This is a genomic window from Pedobacter sp. B4419, assembly GCF_059693725.1.
In genome coordinates this window covers 1,481,800-1,499,673 of sequence record NZ_JCASSL010000001.1, presented here as the reverse complement: position 1 = coordinate 1,499,673, position 17,874 = coordinate 1,481,800, and the positions used below count along the sequence as shown (strand labels likewise).

At 41.7% G+C, this 17,874-nt stretch carries 15 protein-coding genes; 7 read left to right on the top strand and 8 right to left on the bottom strand.

Annotated features, from left to right (window positions below):
• Positions 1–3 precede the first annotated feature (3 nt).
• The 3 genes from AC570H_RS06015 to AC570H_RS06005 form a co-directional block, all read right to left on the bottom strand.
• Complete coding sequence (locus AC570H_RS06015; RefSeq protein ID WP_497352718.1) at positions 4–3,501, bottom strand: SusC/RagA family TonB-linked outer membrane protein; 3,498 nt, start codon at positions 3,499–3,501, stop codon at positions 4–6.
• A 122-nt stretch (positions 3,502–3,623) separates the two neighbouring features.
• Complete coding sequence (locus tag AC570H_RS06010) at positions 3,624–4,628, bottom strand: FecR family protein (protein WP_497352716.1); 1,005 nt, start codon at positions 4,626–4,628, stop codon at positions 3,624–3,626.
• A gap of 102 nt (positions 4,629–4,730) precedes the next feature.
• The gene (locus AC570H_RS06005; protein WP_497352714.1) at positions 4,731–5,300 is read right to left on the bottom strand and encodes an RNA polymerase sigma factor; all 570 of its coding nucleotides are present in this window, start codon (positions 5,298–5,300) and stop codon (positions 4,731–4,733) included.
• 166 nt (positions 5,301–5,466) lie between these two features.
• Between AC570H_RS06005 and AC570H_RS06000 the strand changes: the two genes are divergently transcribed.
• The 6 genes from AC570H_RS06000 (at position 5,467) to bioD (ending at position 12,041) form a co-directional block, all read left to right on the top strand.
• Positions 5,467–7,029, top strand: coding sequence for a glycerol-3-phosphate dehydrogenase/oxidase (locus AC570H_RS06000; RefSeq protein WP_497354900.1), 1,563 nt, complete (start codon positions 5,467–5,469; stop codon positions 7,027–7,029).
• 36 nt (positions 7,030–7,065) lie between these two features.
• A complete protein-coding gene (gene glpK / locus AC570H_RS05995) occupies positions 7,066–8,559 on the top strand; it encodes a glycerol kinase GlpK (protein WP_497352712.1) in 1,494 nt (497 codons plus the stop codon).
• Between the two features lie 84 nt (positions 8,560–8,643).
• Complete coding sequence (locus AC570H_RS05990) at positions 8,644–9,378, top strand: MIP/aquaporin family protein (protein WP_497352710.1); 735 nt, start codon at positions 8,644–8,646, stop codon at positions 9,376–9,378.
• A gap of 62 nt (positions 9,379–9,440) precedes the next feature.
• Positions 9,441–10,241 carry a WG repeat-containing protein gene (locus AC570H_RS05985; protein ID WP_497352708.1) on the top strand — a complete coding sequence of 267 codons (801 nt, stop codon included), beginning with the start codon at positions 9,441–9,443 and terminating at the stop codon, positions 10,239–10,241.
• A 62-nt stretch (positions 10,242–10,303) separates the two neighbouring features.
• A complete protein-coding gene (locus AC570H_RS05980) occupies positions 10,304–11,428 on the top strand; it encodes an aminotransferase class I/II-fold pyridoxal phosphate-dependent enzyme (RefSeq protein ID WP_497352706.1) in 1,125 nt (374 codons plus the stop codon).
• Between the two features lies 1 nt (position 11,429).
• Positions 11,430–12,041 carry a dethiobiotin synthase gene (gene bioD, locus AC570H_RS05975; protein ID WP_497352704.1) on the top strand — a complete coding sequence of 204 codons (612 nt, stop codon included), beginning with the start codon at positions 11,430–11,432 and terminating at the stop codon, positions 12,039–12,041.
• Here bioD and AC570H_RS05970 read toward each other — a convergent pair.
• Positions 12,038–12,880, bottom strand: coding sequence for an AraC family transcriptional regulator (locus AC570H_RS05970; protein ID WP_497352702.1), 843 nt, complete (start codon positions 12,878–12,880; stop codon positions 12,038–12,040). The two genes, bioD and AC570H_RS05970, sit on opposite strands and share 4 nt — an antisense overlap.
• 84 nt (positions 12,881–12,964) lie before the next feature.
• Here AC570H_RS05970 and AC570H_RS05965 point away from each other — a divergent pair, with 84 nt between their 5' ends.
• Complete coding sequence (locus AC570H_RS05965) at positions 12,965–14,524, top strand: MFS transporter (protein WP_497352700.1); 1,560 nt, start codon at positions 12,965–12,967, stop codon at positions 14,522–14,524.
• 101 nt (positions 14,525–14,625) lie between these two features.
• Here the strand turns inward: AC570H_RS05965 and rplT are convergent, their stop codons facing one another.
• The 4 genes from rplT to thrS all read right to left on the bottom strand — a co-directional run bounded on the left by rplT (position 14,626) and on the right by thrS (position 17,788).
• A complete protein-coding gene (gene rplT, locus AC570H_RS05960; RefSeq protein ID WP_330106755.1) occupies positions 14,626–14,970 on the bottom strand; it encodes a 50S ribosomal protein L20 in 345 nt (114 codons plus the stop codon).
• Between the two features lie 83 nt (positions 14,971–15,053).
• Positions 15,054–15,254, bottom strand: a complete 201-nt coding sequence (gene rpmI, locus AC570H_RS05955) for a 50S ribosomal protein L35 (protein WP_330106756.1) — start codon at positions 15,252–15,254, stop codon at positions 15,054–15,056.
• A gap of 26 nt (positions 15,255–15,280) precedes the next feature.
• The gene (gene infC / locus AC570H_RS05950) at positions 15,281–15,850 is read right to left on the bottom strand and encodes a translation initiation factor IF-3 (protein ID WP_330106757.1); all 570 of its coding nucleotides are present in this window, start codon (positions 15,848–15,850) and stop codon (positions 15,281–15,283) included.
• A 12-nt stretch (positions 15,851–15,862) separates the two neighbouring features.
• The gene (gene thrS, locus AC570H_RS05945) at positions 15,863–17,788 is read right to left on the bottom strand and encodes a threonine--tRNA ligase (protein ID WP_497352697.1); all 1,926 of its coding nucleotides are present in this window, start codon (positions 17,786–17,788) and stop codon (positions 15,863–15,865) included.
• Positions 17,789–17,874 lie beyond the last annotated feature (86 nt).

Genomic DNA, 17,874 nt, shown 5'->3' with positions numbered 1-17,874 from the left:
TCATTAAAGACCAACTACTAAACGTGCTCCAAAGCTTCTGGTAGAAGGCAATTGGCCTGTTTCGAAACCTTGTGTAATATCAGATCCGGAAAGGGTACCAAACTCTGGATCGAATGCCGGCCATGGCGACCAAATAAACAGGTTACGGCCATAAGCGCCAATGGTTATCTTTTTCAAGCCCAAAGAATTTACAAACCTTCTGCTCAATTCATAAGTGATATTGGCTTCCCTAAATTTGAGGTAATCTGTTCTGAAAATACTTCCTTCTGCCTGGTCTGATCCATAGATAGAGGTATAGTAATTTTCGAAGTTAGTTGCAATTACATCGTTCGGACGATAAGTTCCATCAGGGTTTTGAACCACACCAGGACCAATTATACCATTATACCTACCTGGCAAGGTTACTTTAAGCTTACCTAAAGCCGCCATCCTCGAGAAGGTCAACGAGTGGCCAACTGCACCCAACTGTGCATCGAACAATACCGTAGTGGTCACTTTGCCAATAGTGACTCCTGTACCAAAGCTAAACCTGAACTTAGGGATGGTATTGCCCAGATATATCAAATCTGTCGTATTGATTTTTGCATTTCCGGTAACTGCATCGTAGACGATCTGGCCATCAGGCGAACGCATAAAGCCCCTTCCATATAAATCGCCCATGCTGCCACCTACGTTGGCTACAACCTGTCCACCGCCAAGGGCACCTGTACGCAATACAACAGAACTATCGGCCAGTTCCTTGATTTTGTTACGGTTAGCCGAGAAGGTTCCGTTTACTGTCCATTTAAAATTCTTGTTTTGGAGCAAGGTACCATTTACCGAAAGCTCGATACCTTTGTTATCAACTCTACCTGCATTAAAAATTGCAATGCTGTAACCAGTGGCACGATCTACCTGACGGCTCAAAATCTGGTTTTTGGTATTGCCCATGTAAGCGGCAAAATCGAAGTTAAGTCGGTTGTTGAATAATCTTAACTCGGCGCCTACTTCAACAGTAGTTGTTTTTAGGGGTTTTAAATTCGGGTTTGGCAATATGCTAGGGTTCGACATCGCACTGTCTGGATAAATTCCGTTAGATGCCAAAGAATAGTTATAGGCTGTACGATAAGGTGTAGTACCACCACTACCTACAATAGAAATCGAAGCTCTTAATTTTGCAAAGCTGATTGCGCTCGGCATTTTCCAAAGGTCGGAAGCTACAAAGGCTAAACTTGCTGATGGATAGAAAAATCCAACATTATCTGTTCTGGTTGGAGTGGCCAACACGCTGCTCCAGTCTTTACGGCCGGTTAAATCTAAGTACAAGTAATTTTTATAACTTACCGACATGGTTCCATAAAAACTGTTGATCCTGTATCTGGCCGTATCCGGAACAGAAATTAGAGGATTGGCATTGTTGTCTAGTCTATAGATGCCGGGGATCACTAATCCATCTGCACGTAACTCCCCTTTTTTATATTCGTTTCTCAATTGGCTGCCACCTGCAGTAACCGAAACATTAACCGAAGGCGTTACCTGTTTTTGATATTTAAGCATGAAATCGCCACTCGCTTCGTAAGAGTTGATGTTTTGTTCTCGATAAGATCCCTGGGCGAATTTATTTCCAGCCGCATCAAACGGACGTTTAGTATCGCGTACATCATGAACCATATCTAAAGTGGCCCTTACCATTAAGCTGAGCTCTTTAGTAAAATTATAGGTAGCCTGAACGTTTCCGGTTACGCCATTACGTCTTTGGCCATTGATGTATTGTTCTGATATCGCATAAGGACTTTCAGGGTTAGTCGTAGTGATGTTTACGAATTGCAACAATTCCTTGCCTGGCACCCAATAATTTCTGTACCAATCAATGTTTACATTGGGTTGGGCAAACATAAACCAATACATTAACGATTGGTTGCCATATCCTGTTGCCGGCAAATTATCGCTATGCCTGTTGTTATAGGCTGCCTTTACCGATAAATTAAAGTTTTTGGTAATTTTTGAGTTAGCAGATAAGGATACCGAAGTACGCTCTAAGCCTGTATTAGGCACAATCCAATCGTTATTGCCATGACTGGCCGAAAAGCGAAGTCCTACATTTTTAACGGTTCCATCAATGCTTATAGAGTTTGAGGTTTCGTACCCTGTTTTAAAAAATGCATCGATCGGATTTCCATAAGCAACCCAAGGTGTTCTTGTGGTGCCACGGGTTTTGGTAACAGGATCATATTGGTAGTACATAGCTCCAGGCGTAAAAGGCGCACCCCAAGTGGCACTGGTGGCATTTGTACTGGCACCATCTTCGGTAGCGCCATAAGAAAAGTAAGGCACACCAAACTGGCCTTGACCAAACTGATTTTGGATATCTGGGCCACGGTTTACCTGTTCCCAAGAAGTATTGGAGGTAAAAGTAATGCCGATGTTTTTTCTTTTAGAGTTAGCCGATTTAGTGGTAATGATTACCGCGCCATTGGCACCACGCTGACCGTAAAGCGCCGCCGCGCCAGGTCCTTTTAATATGGTTACACTTTCAATATCATCTGGATTTAAATCGTTTAAGCCACTTCCAAAATCGGCTGGCATGATGTCTCCCGATGTTCCGTATACGCCACCAGAAGAAGCTGCCGTACGCCTAGAACTGCTGCTGGCCACTACTCCATCAATTACGATTAAGGCTTCGTTATCACCGGTTAAGTTATTCTCGCCCCTTAAAATGATTTTATTAGAACCGGCAGGTCCGCTGTTGCGCACCAAATTTAAACCTGCTACTTTACCAGATAAGGCATCGGTCCAGTTGCTCGAAATCGCATCGGTTAATTGGTTGCTGTCAATTTTCGTAACCGCATAACCCAATGAGCGCTCTTCGCGTTTGATACCCAAAGCGGTAACCACTACCTCATCTAAAGAGGTACTCGATGTTTTAAGCGCCACATTAAGCGTAGTACTTTGATTAGCGGCAACTTTAACTTGCTGAAATCTTCCTGTTTCGAAAGAAATATACCTTACCTCTACAGTATAGGTGTTGGGCTCTAAGTTAACGCTAAAAGTACCATCGTTGGCGCTTTGGATCGTTCTGTTGGCCTCTACAATATGAATAACAGCAGCCGGAATCGGGCTTCCGCTATCGTCTGTTACTTTACCTACCAATTTACCCGAGGTAGCGTCTTTTTTAACAATGAGGATATTTTTATCTCCAGCCACCTTAAAGGTTACAGGCAGGTCTTTCAAGATAAGTGTCAAGGCTTCTGCAACCGTACGTTCTTTTTGTACAATCTGCACCTTTCTTTGGTCATTTAGCTGACTGTTATTATAGCTGATGCTCATTCCGCTCAGCTTTTCCAATTGCTCAAATGCCTGTTTGATTGTGATGTCGTTGGCACTGAACCTGATTTTTTTATCGGTTTGTGCATGCGCTTGGCCTGGCAGCATCAGAAGCTGTACCAAGAGCAATACCATGCAAATTAATGTCTTTAGTGCATGTTGATGGACATTTTTTATCCATCGGAAATTAATTTTCATATATTTATTCAATTTTTTAATATAAATGCGTTAACAGCGTGTTTGAGGAGCCAGAGACGTTACCAGCGAACTCTGGTTTTTTTGTGGGTGAAATCGTAGTCTTTTATGCCATAGTTTCTTTTTTAATAAATAGTTATTTTGTTTTCCTTTATCCGGTAAGTTGTGCCGCTGAGTTTAGAAAGCACATCCATTACCTGTTTAATACCACATTTGTCAAACTTTGCAGTAAGCTTTAAATCAGCCGTTTTCGCCTCCTTAAAATTTACTTTTACATTATAGGCCCTTTCTATGGTTGCCGAAATTTCTTTCATTGGGGTATTGTAAAACACCAGCCGATAGTGCTTCCAGCCGCTCACATCAATCGCATTCACAGCCCTTTTTACAATTTTGTCATTGCTGGGATCAATCAGCAATTGTTCGTTGGGCAACAAGAAATTCACGGCATCCTTTTGGTTTGCCCTTTTAAGTACCACACCCACTTTTCCGGTTTCTACTGTTACCTCTACCTGTTTTAACGGAAATGCCTTGATGTTAAAAGAAGTACCCAAAACCGTTGTAGAAACTTTGCCGGTTTGTACAATAAAAGGGCGGTGTGTTTCGTGCGCTACATCAAAAAAAGCCTCGCCTTCTAGCTTCACTACTCTTTTGTCCCTGCTAAAATGTTCGTTATAGCTAATCCGGCTCCCGGCGTTCAAATAAATCACAGAACCATCAGGCATGGTAATGGAGCGTTGTTCGCCATAAGCATTGCTGATCTGCTTAACAACGGATTGTTGGTTTGCCACTGGCTGATTAGCTTCAAACAACAATAAGCCAACAGCAGAAACCACAAGCGTTAAGGCCGCAATGGCATACCATTGCCATTTGGCAATTTTAGAGCGCTTAGGTTCGAGGTTGCTTTGTTGTGTATTTTGCTGGATATGATTGGAAATGGTGGCCCAGGTTTTAGATTGGGCAACAGGTTGCTGCAGGTAGATTGCTGTAGCTTCTAAAATCCTGAGTACTTCGCGAAATTTATGCTGGTTGGCCTCGCTGCTTTCTACCCACAACCTGAGCTTGAGCAGTTCTTCGGTACTGATCGATTTTTTATAGTAATTTTCAATAAGCTGATAGTAGTATTCTTCCATTAAATTCGTCTTCTACTATGAAGACAGGAATTTGAAGGCCCAATACGTAGCGAAGTATGTTAAGTTTGTGTTAAGAAAACTTTGGCAACTAACAAATCTTTCTTAAAGCTTATTTGGAGAGGTTTTTACGATGTGCTGCAAAGATTTGATCGCCTGATACAAGGTCGTTTCAACCGTACGCACTGTAATGCCCAGTATGGCCGAAATGGTATTCTTGTCTAAATCATCTATACGGCTCATGAGCAAAACTTCTCGTTGGCGTTCCGGAAGCAGGTGGATAAGCTGAATGATTTTATGATAAGCTTCCTTGCTCGAAATGATATCGAAAGGGTTCAGGTCTGCATCAGGCAGTTCAGCGGAAAACCCATAATCTTCGTAATAATCAATTTTGTTTTTCGGCTTTTGGATATGGTTAATGGCCATATTTTTGGCTGCAATAAACAAATAGGCTTTTACCGATTTGATTTCCAGCGTCAAATGACTGTCCCATAATTTGATAAACAAATCGGCGATCAGTTCTTCAGCTTTGCTGTAATCTTTTAAATGGATCGCAATGAATTTGCAAAGAGAGTGATAATACCTGTTGAACAAGGTTTCTAATGCCAAACTATCATTTAGCTTAATTAAACCTATCAATTCCTCGTCCGTTTGAGCCCTGTAATTAAGTTCCATTTCTTGCGCTAAGCTATAGTGCCAGTGTTACCCATTTGTTAACTCTTATTTAAATAAAAATAAAAATATTATGCAACAATAGCTAATGCCTTAATTTACGCACCCAATGCATTAACTTTAAAAACAAGGCTATTGGTTTTTGCTTTAATTGATTACATTTATCCTGATGCGCAAGCCAGACCATTATATTTTTGCAGCACAGGCTGATTGGGATATCATCATTATTGGTGGTGGGGCAACCGGTTTAGGCATTGCAGTAGATGCCGCCAACAGAGGCTTAAAAACCTTATTGGTTGAGCAGGCCGATTTTGCCAAGGGAACCTCTAGCCGAAGTACTAAACTGGTACATGGCGGGGTAAGGTATTTGGCGCAGGGCGATATTGGCCTGGTTAAACACGCCTTAAGAGAACGTGGCTTATTGGCCAAAAATGCGGCTCATTTAGTGCATAAAGAAGAATTTATCATCCCCTGCTATTCTTGGTTTTCGATCCTTAAGTATGGAATAGGCTTAACCCTTTACGATTGGCTGGCTGGAAAACTGAGCTTCGGCAAATCGAGATACAGACCAAAAAGCGAAGTAATCGGCCTCATGCCTGGTATTAAAAGCGATGGCCTAAAAGGTGGGATCAGTTATTTCGATGGTAAATTCGATGATGCGCGTTTAGCTGTTAACCTCATGCAGACCGCACAAGAGCAAGGTGCATTATTGATTAGCTATATGCAGGTTATCGAACTGCTCAAAGACGGCGAACAGGTAAATGGCGTAAAAGTAAAGGATCTATTGGCAAATAGTGAATATAGTTTCAGGGCCAAAAGCATAATTAATGCCACTGGGATTTTTGTAGATGATATTTTACAGCTCAACGATCCCAATGCGCCTAAAATGGTAAGGCCGAGCCAAGGAGTGCATATTGTGCTCAGTAGGGATTTCTTAAACAGCAGTTATGCGCTGATGATCCCAAAAACCAGCGACAAACGTGTACTTTTTGCCGTGCCTTGGCATGAGCATTTGCTGGTTGGCACTACAGACACCCCTATCGATGAACATAGCCTCGAACCTAGGGCCTTGCAACAGGAAATCGATTTTATTTTAAACAATGCTAGCGCCTACTTTAAGCAGGCACCTACAGAAAAGGATATCCTGAGTGTATTTTCTGGTCTCAGGCCTTTGGCGGCACCTGCTAAAGCAGGAAACAACAGTACCAAAGAGATTAGCCGCGATCATAAATTGGTGGTTTCGGCAAAGGGTCTGCTCACCATTACCGGTGGCAAGTGGACTACCTATAGAAAAATGGCTGAGGATACGGTTAGTTTAGCCATTGCCGAAATGGGGCTTGCTCCTCTTCCCTGCTCTACGCAACATTTGCCTATCCACGGGAATGAACAAATGATGGGCAACGATTATTTAAATATTTACGGTACAGACCGCAAACATATTGAAGATTTGGGTCGGCAAAACCCAGAGCTATTGGAATTGCTACATCCTGATTTTCCTTTTATGGGCTCAGAAGTAATTTGGGCAGTAAGAAGCGAAATGGCCCTTACGGTTGAAGATGTATTGAGCAGAAGGCTACGTATCTTGTTTATCGACGCGAAAGCGGCTATAGCTATGAGTCCGAGAGTTGCTACACTGATGGCCAAAGAACTTGGCTTAGATAAAAATTGGGAAGCAGATCAAATCGAAATATTTAATAAATTAGCTAATGGCTATGTTTATCAAGGCAAATAACAGCTTGATAGGCTAAAAACCTTAACCAAATATCATATGAGCAACTATGTTTTAGCGCTCGACCAAGGAACAACGAGTTCGAGAGCCATTGTTTTTAACCGTGGTGGCGAAATCGTATCCATTGCGCAAAAAGAATTTAAGCAATTCTATCCAGAAGCTGGCTGGGTAGAGCATGATCCCCTCGAAATCTGGTCGACCCAATTGGCCGTAGCTGCCGAAGCCATTGTCAAAGCCGGATTAACAGCCAAGGATATCAATTCCATCGGCATTACCAACCAAAGAGAAACTACCGTAGTTTGGGACAGGGCTACTGGAAAACCAATATACAATGCCATTGTTTGGCAAGATAGGCGTACTTCTGCCTATTGTGATGAAATCAGAGCCAAAGGCTTAGCCAAGCAGATCCAAGATAAAACAGGATTGATTATCGATTCTTATTTTTCGGCCACCAAAGCGAGATGGATTTTGGCAAACGTACCTGGTGCAAAAGAAAAAGCATTAAATGGCGAATTGGCCTTTGGTACCATAGATACTTGGCTCATTTGGAAACTCACCAATGGCCAAACCCACGTCACCGACGTGAGTAATGCTTCGCGTACCATGCTCTACAATATCCATACGTTAACATGGGATGAGGAGTTATTGGAACTTTTTGATATTCCCAGCTCAATGCTGCCAGAAGTTAAATCATCAAGCGAGGTATATGGTGAAACCGCCGGACAGATACTCGCCGCCAAAATACCGATTGCAGGTATCGCCGGAGACCAACAAGCTGCCTTGTTCGGACAAATGTGCATCGAACCCGGCATGGTAAAAAACACCTACGGCACGGGCTGTTTCATGCTCATGAATATTGGAAAAACACCAAAAATATCAACCAATAACCTATTAACCACCATTGCGTGGAAACTGAACGGCGAAGTTTATTACGCCTTAGAAGGAAGTATTTTCATAGCCGGGGCCATTGTGCAATGGTTAAGGGATGAATTGGGCTTTATCTCCAAATCGGCCGATGTAGAAAAACTGGCTGCCAAAGTAAAAGATACACAAGGCGTGTACATTGTGCCCGCCTTTGCAGGCTTGGGTGCGCCACATTGGGATCAGCATGCACGTGGCACCATTACCGGCCTGACCCGAGGCACCAACAAATCGCACATTGCCCGGGCAGCTTTAGAAAGCATTGCTTACCAAACCATGGATGTACTCAAAGCCATGGAAGGCGATGCAGGTGTTGGCATTGCCGAACTGAGGGTTGATGGCGGTGCTACAGCCAATAACCTTTTAATGCAGTTTCAGGCAGATATTCTAGATTGCAAGGTAATCAGACCGAAAATAACCGAAGTGACGGCCATTGGGGCCGCTTATCTGGCTGGATTGGCAACGGGTTTCTGGGAAAGTGTTGATCAGATCAAATCGCAATGGAAAGTTGACCAGACTTTTACCGCTACCGAAGGTCTCGACAATACCGAACAGATCAAAGGTTGGAACCGTGCCATTAAGGCTGCCAAAACAAATGCAGCAGAAAGCTGAAAGTAGCATTGAGTTAGCAATTTACAGTTTTCAGTTCAGCGTGCAAACAGTTAAACAATTAACCAAACAAACAACTAACCAAATATGAATGCTTACTTAGCAGAATTTATAGGAACCGCCATTATGATCCTTTTGGGAAATGGCGTAGTGGCCAATGTAGTGCTTAAGGGCACTAAAGGAAACAATGGTGGGTGGATTGTAATTACCACCGCTTGGGCATTGGCCGTTTTTGTGGCCGTTGTGGTTGCTGCACCCTACAGCGGGGCACACCTTAACCCTATTGTAACGTTGGGCGCAGCCATTGCCCACAAATTCGCATGGAACCTGGTTCCTTATTACATTTTGTCGCAGGTGAGTGGAGCCATGCTAGGTTCACTTTTGGTTTGGCTGATGTACAAAGATCATTTTGATGCTACCGATGATCAAGGCCTAAAAGCGGCTCCTTTTGCTACCGCTCCGGCCATCAGGAATAAATTGTCAAATCTGCTTTCTGAGATAATCGGAACTTTTGTATTGATTTTCGTGATCTTCTATTTTACAGATCCTACCTTTGGCAAACCAGAATTGACTACCATCGGCATGGGTTCTATGGGCGCCATTCCTGTTGCTTTTTTAGTTTGGGTAATCGGCCTATCACTTGGAGGAACAACGGGTTATGCCATTAATCCGGCACGTGATTTAGGTCCAAGGATTATTCACAGCCTCATCCCGATGAAAGGCAAAGGCAGCAGTGATTGGGGTTATGCCTGGGTGCCTATTATTGGTCCGGTTATTGGATCTACTTTGGCAGCCTTACTTTATTTAGCATTAAAGGCTTAATATTTTGTTGTTTTAAACTACTTAGGTTTAACTTTAAAATATCCATAACAACAGCCTATTACATGAGAATTAACTTGCTTTTCCTATTCATAATCAGTTTTTCGGCCTGTGCACAAAAGCCCACCGATGATAAGATCGATGGCTACTACATGTCGCGAAAAACTGGAAATATGGTCTTTGTTAATGCAAAAAAGCAAGATATTGTTGAATATCCCTTTACTAACGTTACTTTAAACGAAAACAATTACAATGTTTTTGTTGCTGGCACAACGACAAAAAGGGCGCTGATCAGCGATAGAGGGAAAATTATTATCGATACCATCTATGATTTTTTGGGTATAGTAGATAAAAATCTGATTTGGGCAGAAAAAAACAACAAATATGGTTTTATTGACTTTTCGGGAAAGGTAATTGTACCTCTAATTTATGATATGCTTGACAATACCCTATCAACAAGCAGCTTATTTCCTGCAAGCAAAAACGGCAAATATGGTTTCATCAACTTAAAAAACGAGACCGTAATTCCATTTCAGTTCCAAGATGCAAAAGGCTTTTTTGATAACCTTGCTTTAATAAAACTGAATAATAAGTATGGCTACATCAACATTACAGGCAAACAAGTAATCCCTTGCATTTATGAAGAAGCCAATGAGAAATTTACAGAAGGGCTAGCACCTGCAAAGTTTCAAAAAAAGTGGGGATATATTGATAAACAAGGTCGAGCAATTGTACCGTTTTTATACGATAGTGCAATTTCATTTAGCAATCATCTGGGCGAAGCGTACAAGAAATCAGATCGCAAATCTTATTTTTTCGATCAAACAGGGAAATTGATCAAAACAAGTAGCCCAACTGATCAATAAAAAACCAATCTCCTCCAATAATTTTATGTAGTGTAAGCAATCATCGCTAATTTTAGCAAAAAATGAAAACAGGCGAAGAATCATTACGTGAAAAATTAAATGAACGCGAAAAAAATGGGTTGCTAAGAAGACTAAGCCATCCAAGCCATTTAATAGACTTATGTTCCAACGATTATTTAGGTTTTGCGCGTTCCGAAGCCCTGCATCAGTATATTAATGAAGAAACCTTAGGTATTGCCCCAGGTTTAAATGGCTCAGGCGGTTCTCGTTTGCTGAGCGGAAACTATGCCTTTACCGAAGAAACCGAAGGCTTTATCGCTTCTTTTCATCAAGCAGCAGCTGGATTGATCTTCAATTCGGGTTATGATGCAAATGTAGGTTTGTTAGCTTCCATCCCACAACGTGGAGACACCATTATTACAGATGAGCTCATCCATGCCAGTTTAATTGATGGATCGAGGCTAAGCCACGCCACTCGCTATAAGTTTAAACATAACGATGTAAACGATCTCGAGCAAAAGTTAAAATTGGCTACAGGAAAGGTTTATGTAGTGGTAGAAAGCATTTATTCAATGGATGGCGATAGTGCTCCACTGCAGGCCATCAGCGAGTGCTGCCAAAAATACGAAGCCAACCTCATTGTAGATGAAGCTCATGCTACTGGCGTATTTGGTCAAAATGGAGAAGGTTTAGTTGTACAATTAGGTTTAGCTGATGTTGTTTTCGCGCGTGTAGTTACTTTCGGCAAGGCGATTGGCATGCATGGCGCCATTGTTTTGGGTTCCAATCAACTTCGAAATTACTTGATTAATTTTGCACGTTCTTTCATTTATACTACTGCAATGCCTTTGCATCAAATCATTGCTATCCGCTGTGCTTATGAATGGTTAGCGAAAGAAAACTATCCTCAACAAATACAGCAGAAAATAGACTTATACAACCTATTAATCAAGGAATTAAACAGTAATCGTATACAAAGCACAAGTGCCATTCAAACAATTATATTTAATGGCAATGCTGAAGCCAGAAACGCAGCTTCGCAACTGCAGGAACATGGTTTTGATGTTCGCCCAATCTTAAGTCCAACTGTGCCGGTAGGCCAAGAAAGACTACGGATTTGTCTACATACCTATAATACCGAAGCAGAAATCACCGCTTTGGTTCAACAACTTAAAGAACTGACATAAAATGCCGAATAAATATTTTGTAACTGGAATTGGAACCGGAATTGGCAAAACCGTCACCAGTGCGGTGCTTACCGAGCAGCTAAAAGCAGATTACTGGAAACCCATCCAATCTGGCGACCTGGAGCAAAGCGATAGCTTGGCTATAGAAAGCTTGATCAGCAACAGCCAAACCATCATCCATCCAGAAACTTATCGACTTACCCAGCCTCTTTCGCCACATTTATCGGCAAAATTAGATGGTATTAACATCGAGCTCGATCAATTTAAAATCCCGACTACGCAAAACGATTTGATTGTAGAAGGCGCAGGCGGATTGATGGTACCTTTAAACGATCAATACCTTATTGTAGATTTGATCAAATACCTTGACTTGGAAGTGATTTTGGTTTCGCAAAACTACCTGGGCAGTATCAACCATACCCTACTCAGCATCAACCTCTTAAAGCAATATCAAATTCCGATTAAAGGCATCATATTTAATGGAAACACCAACGAAGAAAGCGAAACTTACATTTTAAACTATAGCCAAATTCCTTGCCTGGGGCGTATTCCGCAAATGGCAACGATAAATAAGGTTTCTATTGTAGAAGCTGGTAAAGGCTTATATTTTTAAGGAGAAATAAGCTGAGCCGCTTTTCTGAACTTCGAAGGACTCAAGCCATTTTTGGTTTTAAAGAACTTGTTGAGATGACTTTCGTCGGCAAAGCCAAATTCTTCGGCTATTTCATTGATGCGCTTATCGCTAAATTTTAGTCGGTGCTTGATCAACCGATCACGATATTGAGCTATAAAATGCTGGATGTTTTCGCCACACTGGTTTTTGAAATAACTGCCCAAATAGGTTTCAGAAATCCCAAATTGATCTGCTATGGTTGCAACTTTTAATGTTTGCGGATCGAAAATATTCGCCTGAATGTAATTGATAATCTCCAGTACCCGATTGTCGGCATTTGTCTTTAAGCCCTCCGGCTTTATGGTAGAAATATTCCGAACGGCAATTACGATTAGTGCATTTACATAATGCATGATCAGGTCTTCGTTATACATACTCTCCTGCTGTATCGTGTACAACAAAGAATCCGCAATCGATTTTACCAAAAATTCATCAGTTTGGCGCCTCAATATGCAACCCGATAAATGAGAAGCATAATATAGGAGGCATTCCATACAATTGATATTTTTAAACTTGTATTCCTTTACGTAATCGCTATTGATCTTAACCAATAAAAACTCCGTAGGCTCGGCAATATCAAAATAATGGTAATCGCTCGGTGTCATCAGCATCAAATTTCCGGTTTGATAACCTATGCTGTTCCCGTTTACGTTTAATAAGCCCTTTCCAGAAATCACATACACCATCTGAAAAAAATTAAACTGCAAGGTTTTGTTCAGGTGGCAGGTTAGCTTACTGTAAGTTACCTCAACAGATTGGTGTATGGTCTCTTTTTTCATCTTTCAAAAGTACTTTATTATACTTAAAATATACAAGTTTATAGCGAATTATCGGTTTAATTTTACCAAAAATTGAATGATAAAATGAAACAAAAACTTTCAGACCGCAAAAAGACCAATGCCTTAATTGCCATTTGCTTGGCTACATTGATGTTTTCTTTAGAAATTTCGAGTGTTCCAGTTATCCTGCCCACACTCGAAACCGTATTAAATGCCAATTTAAAAGACATGCAATGGATCATGAATATTTACACCATTGGTTGTACCACCGTGCTCATGGCCGCAGGTACTTTGGCCGATAGGTATGGTCGTAAACGCATCCTGCTGCTTACCTTGGTGCTATTTGGAATCTCTTCTTTAGCCTGTGGCTTGGCTCCAAATACGACTGTATTGATCATCAGTCGTTTTTTTCAGGGGATAAGCGGTGGCGCGATGCTCATCTGTCAGATCGCAGCACTTTCCCATCAGTTTAGTGAAGGCAAAGAGCGAAGCCGGGCCTTTAGCATTTGGGGAATTATTTTGGGTGCAGCTCTAGGCTTTGGTCCTATCATAGGCAGTTCCATTATTGCTGTGTTATCTTGGAAATGGGTGTTTCTAATCCATGTACCCATCGCTTTAATCGCTACCATTTTGGTTCGGCTTAATGTTGAAGAAAGTAAAGACAGTGAAGCCAAAAGATTAGACGTATGGGGCATGCTTACTTTATCTTTATCCGTTTTGGGCCTTACCTATTTTATTACGCAAGGTGCCGATTTGGGTTTTGCCAGTTTCGAGGCGATAAGCATCATTATTGCCACAATTGTGAGCTTCCTTATTTTTATTTGGATAGAAAAAACAATCGCCTACCCCATGTTTGATTTTTCTGTATTCAGGATCCGCAATTTCTCGGGCGCCATATTTGGTTCCATCGGCATGAATTTTAGCTTTTGGCCATTTATTATTTACTTACCGATTTATTTTCAGAGTGCATTGGGTTACGATGTGGTAACGGTAGGTTTATCATTATTGGCTTATACGCTTCCAACCCTGCTTATCCCGCCCTTGGCAGAACGTCTTTCAGTTCGATACCATGTTGGGCTTGTTATTCCTTTAGGTTTGTTTACCATTGGACTTGGCTTTTTCATGATGAAATATGGCAGTGGCCTAAACAATGCGAGCTGGCTTACCTTGATGCCTGGTTCTTTGTTGGCAGGAATTGGTCTTGGCCTCACGAATACTCCGGTAACCAATACCACTACGGGTTCAGTATCGAGTGCCAAAGCTGGTATGGCATCGGGTATTGACATGAGTGCTCGCTTGATCACTTTAGCCATTAACATTGCTTTGATGGGCTTTATTTTGGTAAGTGGCGTAGCAGCTGAACTAAAAGACAGTATTCATGCCTCCTATACCCCTTCTCAATTGCATAACTTGGCCGAGCAAATCACTGCCGGCAATAACGCTTCGCTACATCAAAACTTCCCGGCATTGTCTGTTATTGATCCGAAAGGAAAAACGATTCATAATGCACTGGTCAACGGTTTTGGCTTGGTAATGCTTTACGCAGGGATAGGCGTATGGGTTTTGGCCGGTTTAAGCTGGCTTACTTTTGGCGTCAAACGAGTCGTCACTCTGGACGCCGATCCAGGGCCTCACTTGAGATAGATCCCGGATCAAGTCCGGGATGACGAATATTTGTAAATACCTATAAAACAAAAAAGCTCCCGAAATTATTCGGGAGCTTTTCCATTTCGATATCGAATATCTTATTTTACTGCATCAATGATTGCTTTGAAAGCATCTTTGTGGTTCATGGCTAAGTCAGCTAATACTTTACGGTTTAAACCGATGTTTTTAGCGGCCAATTTACCAATCAATTGAGAGTAAGATACACCGTGCTCACGTGCTCCAGCGTTGATACGTTGGATCCATAGGCTACGGAATTCTCTTTTCTTAACTTTACGGTCGCGGTAAGCATATTGCAAACCTTTTTCTACCGTGTTTTTGGCAATGGTGAATACCTTGCTTCTTGATCCCCAATAGCCTTTGGCCATATTAAGGACTTTTTTTCTTCTGCGTCTAGACGCTACTGCGTTTACCGAACGTGGCATAATGTGTAGTTTTTGATAAGCGGTGTTGCGTTTTACCTAGTGGTTCAGCAATCTTACAACCGAGTATCTGGTTAAAAATTTAATTATTTACCGATGCAAAGCATACGTTTAACGTTGCCCATATCAGCGTCATTTACCATACTCGTATGGCCTAAGTTACGCTTACGTTTAGTGCTCATTTTTGTTAAAATGTGGCTTTTGTAGGCGTTCTTTCTTGCGATTTTACCGGTTCCAGTAAGCGAGAAACGCTTTTTGGCACTGGAATTGGTCTTCATTTTTGGCATAACCCTGTTTTAATTTATATAATTTATTACTTCTTTGCTACTTTAGGCGCTAATGTTAAAAACATACGCTTACCTTCTAACTTAGGCAACAACTCTACCTTGCCCACTTCTTCCAAAGCTTGAGCAAACTTTAACAATAAGATTTCGCCTTGCTCTTTGTAAACAATGGCCCTACCTTTAAAGTGTACGTATGCTCTTACCTTTTCGCCGTTTTCTAAAAAGCCAACAGCGTGTTTCAGCTTAAATTGAAAATCGTGATCGTTGGTATTCGGTCCGAAACGAATTTCTTTGATAACAGTTTGTTTAGCATTGGCTTTAATTTCCTTCTGCTTTTTCTTTTGTTCGTAAATGAATTTACTATAATCGATAATACGACAAACAGGAGGCACCGCATTAGGAGAAATCTCTACCAAATCAAGCTCTAGCTCATCTGCTAATGCTAATGCTTTCGACAGGGGATAAATCCCTGGCTCCACATTATCTCCAGCCAGCCTAACTTCTTGAGCCCTAATGTGCTCATTGATATTGTGTTCTGCTTCTTTTTTCTTAAAAGGAGGACGTGGTCCCCTATTAAATCCTGGTCTACCTAATGCCAAATGTCTGTTCTTTTAAACTGTTATTTCTTTAATTATTAATGCGCTAAATTCTGCCAAAGTCATTTCACCTAAATCTCCTTCGCCATGCTTACGTACTGAAACCTTTCCTTCCAACATCTCTTTTTCACCGATTATCAGCATATAAGGCAACTTTTTAACCTCAGCGTCTCTGATTTTCCTTCCAATTTTCTCATCTCGAAAGTCTATCAGCCCGCGAATATCGGAATTATTTAATTCATCTGAAACTTTTTTTGCATATTCTTCATACTTTTCTGAGATCGGAAGAATAATATATTGTTCTGGAGAAAGCCATAACGGGAAGTTGCCAGCGCAGTGCTCGATGAGTACGGCAACGAAGCGTTCTAACGAGCCAAAAGGCGCACGGTGGATCATTACCGGACGGTGCTTCATGTTATCGCTACCAGTGTACTCCAATTCGAAACGCTCTGGCAAATTGTAATCTACCTGGATTGTTCCCAACTGCCATTTACGGCCTAAAGCATCTTTCACCATGAAATCGAGCTTCGGACCATAGAAAGCCGCTTCGCCCAACTCCACTACAGTAGGCAAGCCTTTTTCTGCTGCCGCTTCGATAATCGCAGCTTCTGCTAATTTCCAGTTCTCGTCAGAGCCGATGTATTTGGCTTTATTTTCCGGATCGCGTAATGAAATCTGTGCAATGTAATCGCTAAAGCCCAATGATTTAAACACATGCAATACCAAGTCGATCACTTTCATGAACTCTTCCTTTACCTGGTCTGGCCTGCAGAACAAGTGTGCATCATCTTGAGTAAAGCCACGCACACGGGTTAAACCGTGCAACTCGCCACTTTGCTCATAGCGATATACGGTACCAAATTCGGCAAAGCGAACCGGCAGGTCTTTGTATGAACGAGGCTTAAATTTATAGAGTTCGCAATGGTGCGGACAGTTCATCGGTTTTAAGAAGAACTCCTCTCCTTCCTGCGGTGTCTTGATCGGCTGGAAACTATCTTTTCCATATTTATCATAATGGCCAGAAGTTACATAAAGGTTTTTATGACCGATATGAGGTGTTACCACTTGCTCGTAACCATGTTTAGCTTGCGCCTTAGCCAAGAAATTAACCAGTCTTTCGCGCAAAGCAGTCCCTTTTGGCAACCACATTGGCAAGCCCATGCCTACTTTTTCTGAGAAAGTAAACAACTCTAGCTCCTTGCCTAATTTACGGTGATCCCTTTTCTTCGCCTCTTCAATCATGAGCAAATACTCAGTGAGTTCGCTTGCTTTTGGAAAAGTTACGCCATAGATACGGGTCAACTGTTTTTTGGTTTCATCGCCACGCCAATAGGCACCAGCAACATTCATTAATTTTACTGCTTTGATAAAGCCAGTATTCGGAATGTGCGGTCCGCGACACAAATCGGTAAAGTTACCCTGGGTATAGAAAGTGATCTTTCCATCTTCCAGGCCATCGATCAAATCGAGTTTATATTCATCGCCTTTTTCTGTGAAATATTTCACCGCATCGGCTTTGCTTACGCTTTCTCTGGCAAAAACCTCTTTTTGTTTAGCCAATTCGATCATTTTCGCTTCAATTTCCTTGAAATCATCCGAAGAAAAATCGCGATCGCCAAAATCTACATCATAATAAAAGCCGGTTTCGATTGCCGGACCGATCCCAAACTTGGTTCCCGGGTAAAGCGCTTCCAAAGCTTCGGCCATTAAGTGGGCTGATGAATGCCAAAAAGTTGATTTGCCGGCAGTGTCGTTCCAGGTCAAGAGCTTTACGTTCGAATCGGCTTCGATGGGTCTCGACGAGTCCCAAACTTCTCCGTTCACTTCTGCTGCTAAAACGTTTCTGGCAAGGCCTTCTGAAATAGATAAGGCAATTTGATAAGCAGTTGTACCCTGCTCATACTGACGTACTGAACCGTCAGGTAAAGTAATGTTAATCATCTACAACTATGATTTAAAAGTTAAAAAAATTATGCTACAATCACTTACTACGTGATTTTCATTTGAGTTGCAAAAATACGAAAATT

What these genes read in the sequence shown, in the direction of transcription:
- AC570H_RS06015 (WP_497352718.1), bottom strand. Translation starts at nt 3,501, where the DNA reads ATGAAAATTAATTTCCGATGGATAAAAAATGTCCATCAACATGCACTA.
- AC570H_RS06010 (WP_497352716.1), bottom strand. Translation starts at nt 4,628, where the DNA reads ATGGAAGAATACTACTATCAGCTTATTGAAAATTACTATAAAAAATCG.
- AC570H_RS06005 (WP_497352714.1), bottom strand. Translation starts at nt 5,300, where the DNA reads ATGGAACTTAATTACAGGGCTCAAACGGACGAGGAATTGATAGGTTTA.
- AC570H_RS06000 (WP_497354900.1), top strand. Translation starts at nt 5,467, where the DNA reads ATGCGCAAGCCAGACCATTATATTTTTGCAGCACAGGCTGATTGGGAT.
- glpK (WP_497352712.1), top strand. Translation starts at nt 7,066, where the DNA reads ATGAGCAACTATGTTTTAGCGCTCGACCAAGGAACAACGAGTTCGAGA.
- AC570H_RS05990 (WP_497352710.1), top strand. Translation starts at nt 8,644, where the DNA reads ATGAATGCTTACTTAGCAGAATTTATAGGAACCGCCATTATGATCCTT.
- AC570H_RS05985 (WP_497352708.1), top strand. Translation starts at nt 9,441, where the DNA reads ATGAGAATTAACTTGCTTTTCCTATTCATAATCAGTTTTTCGGCCTGT.
- AC570H_RS05980 (WP_497352706.1), top strand. Translation starts at nt 10,304, where the DNA reads ATGAAAACAGGCGAAGAATCATTACGTGAAAAATTAAATGAACGCGAA.
- bioD (WP_497352704.1), top strand. Translation starts at nt 11,430, where the DNA reads ATGCCGAATAAATATTTTGTAACTGGAATTGGAACCGGAATTGGCAAA.
- AC570H_RS05970 (WP_497352702.1), bottom strand. Translation starts at nt 12,880, where the DNA reads ATGAAAAAAGAGACCATACACCAATCTGTTGAGGTAACTTACAGTAAG.
- AC570H_RS05965 (WP_497352700.1), top strand. Translation starts at nt 12,965, where the DNA reads ATGAAACAAAAACTTTCAGACCGCAAAAAGACCAATGCCTTAATTGCC.
- rplT (WP_330106755.1), bottom strand. Translation starts at nt 14,970, where the DNA reads ATGCCACGTTCGGTAAACGCAGTAGCGTCTAGACGCAGAAGAAAAAAA.
- rpmI (WP_330106756.1), bottom strand. Translation starts at nt 15,254, where the DNA reads ATGCCAAAAATGAAGACCAATTCCAGTGCCAAAAAGCGTTTCTCGCTT.
- thrS (WP_497352697.1), bottom strand. Translation starts at nt 17,788, where the DNA reads ATGATTAACATTACTTTACCTGACGGTTCAGTACGTCAGTATGAGCAG.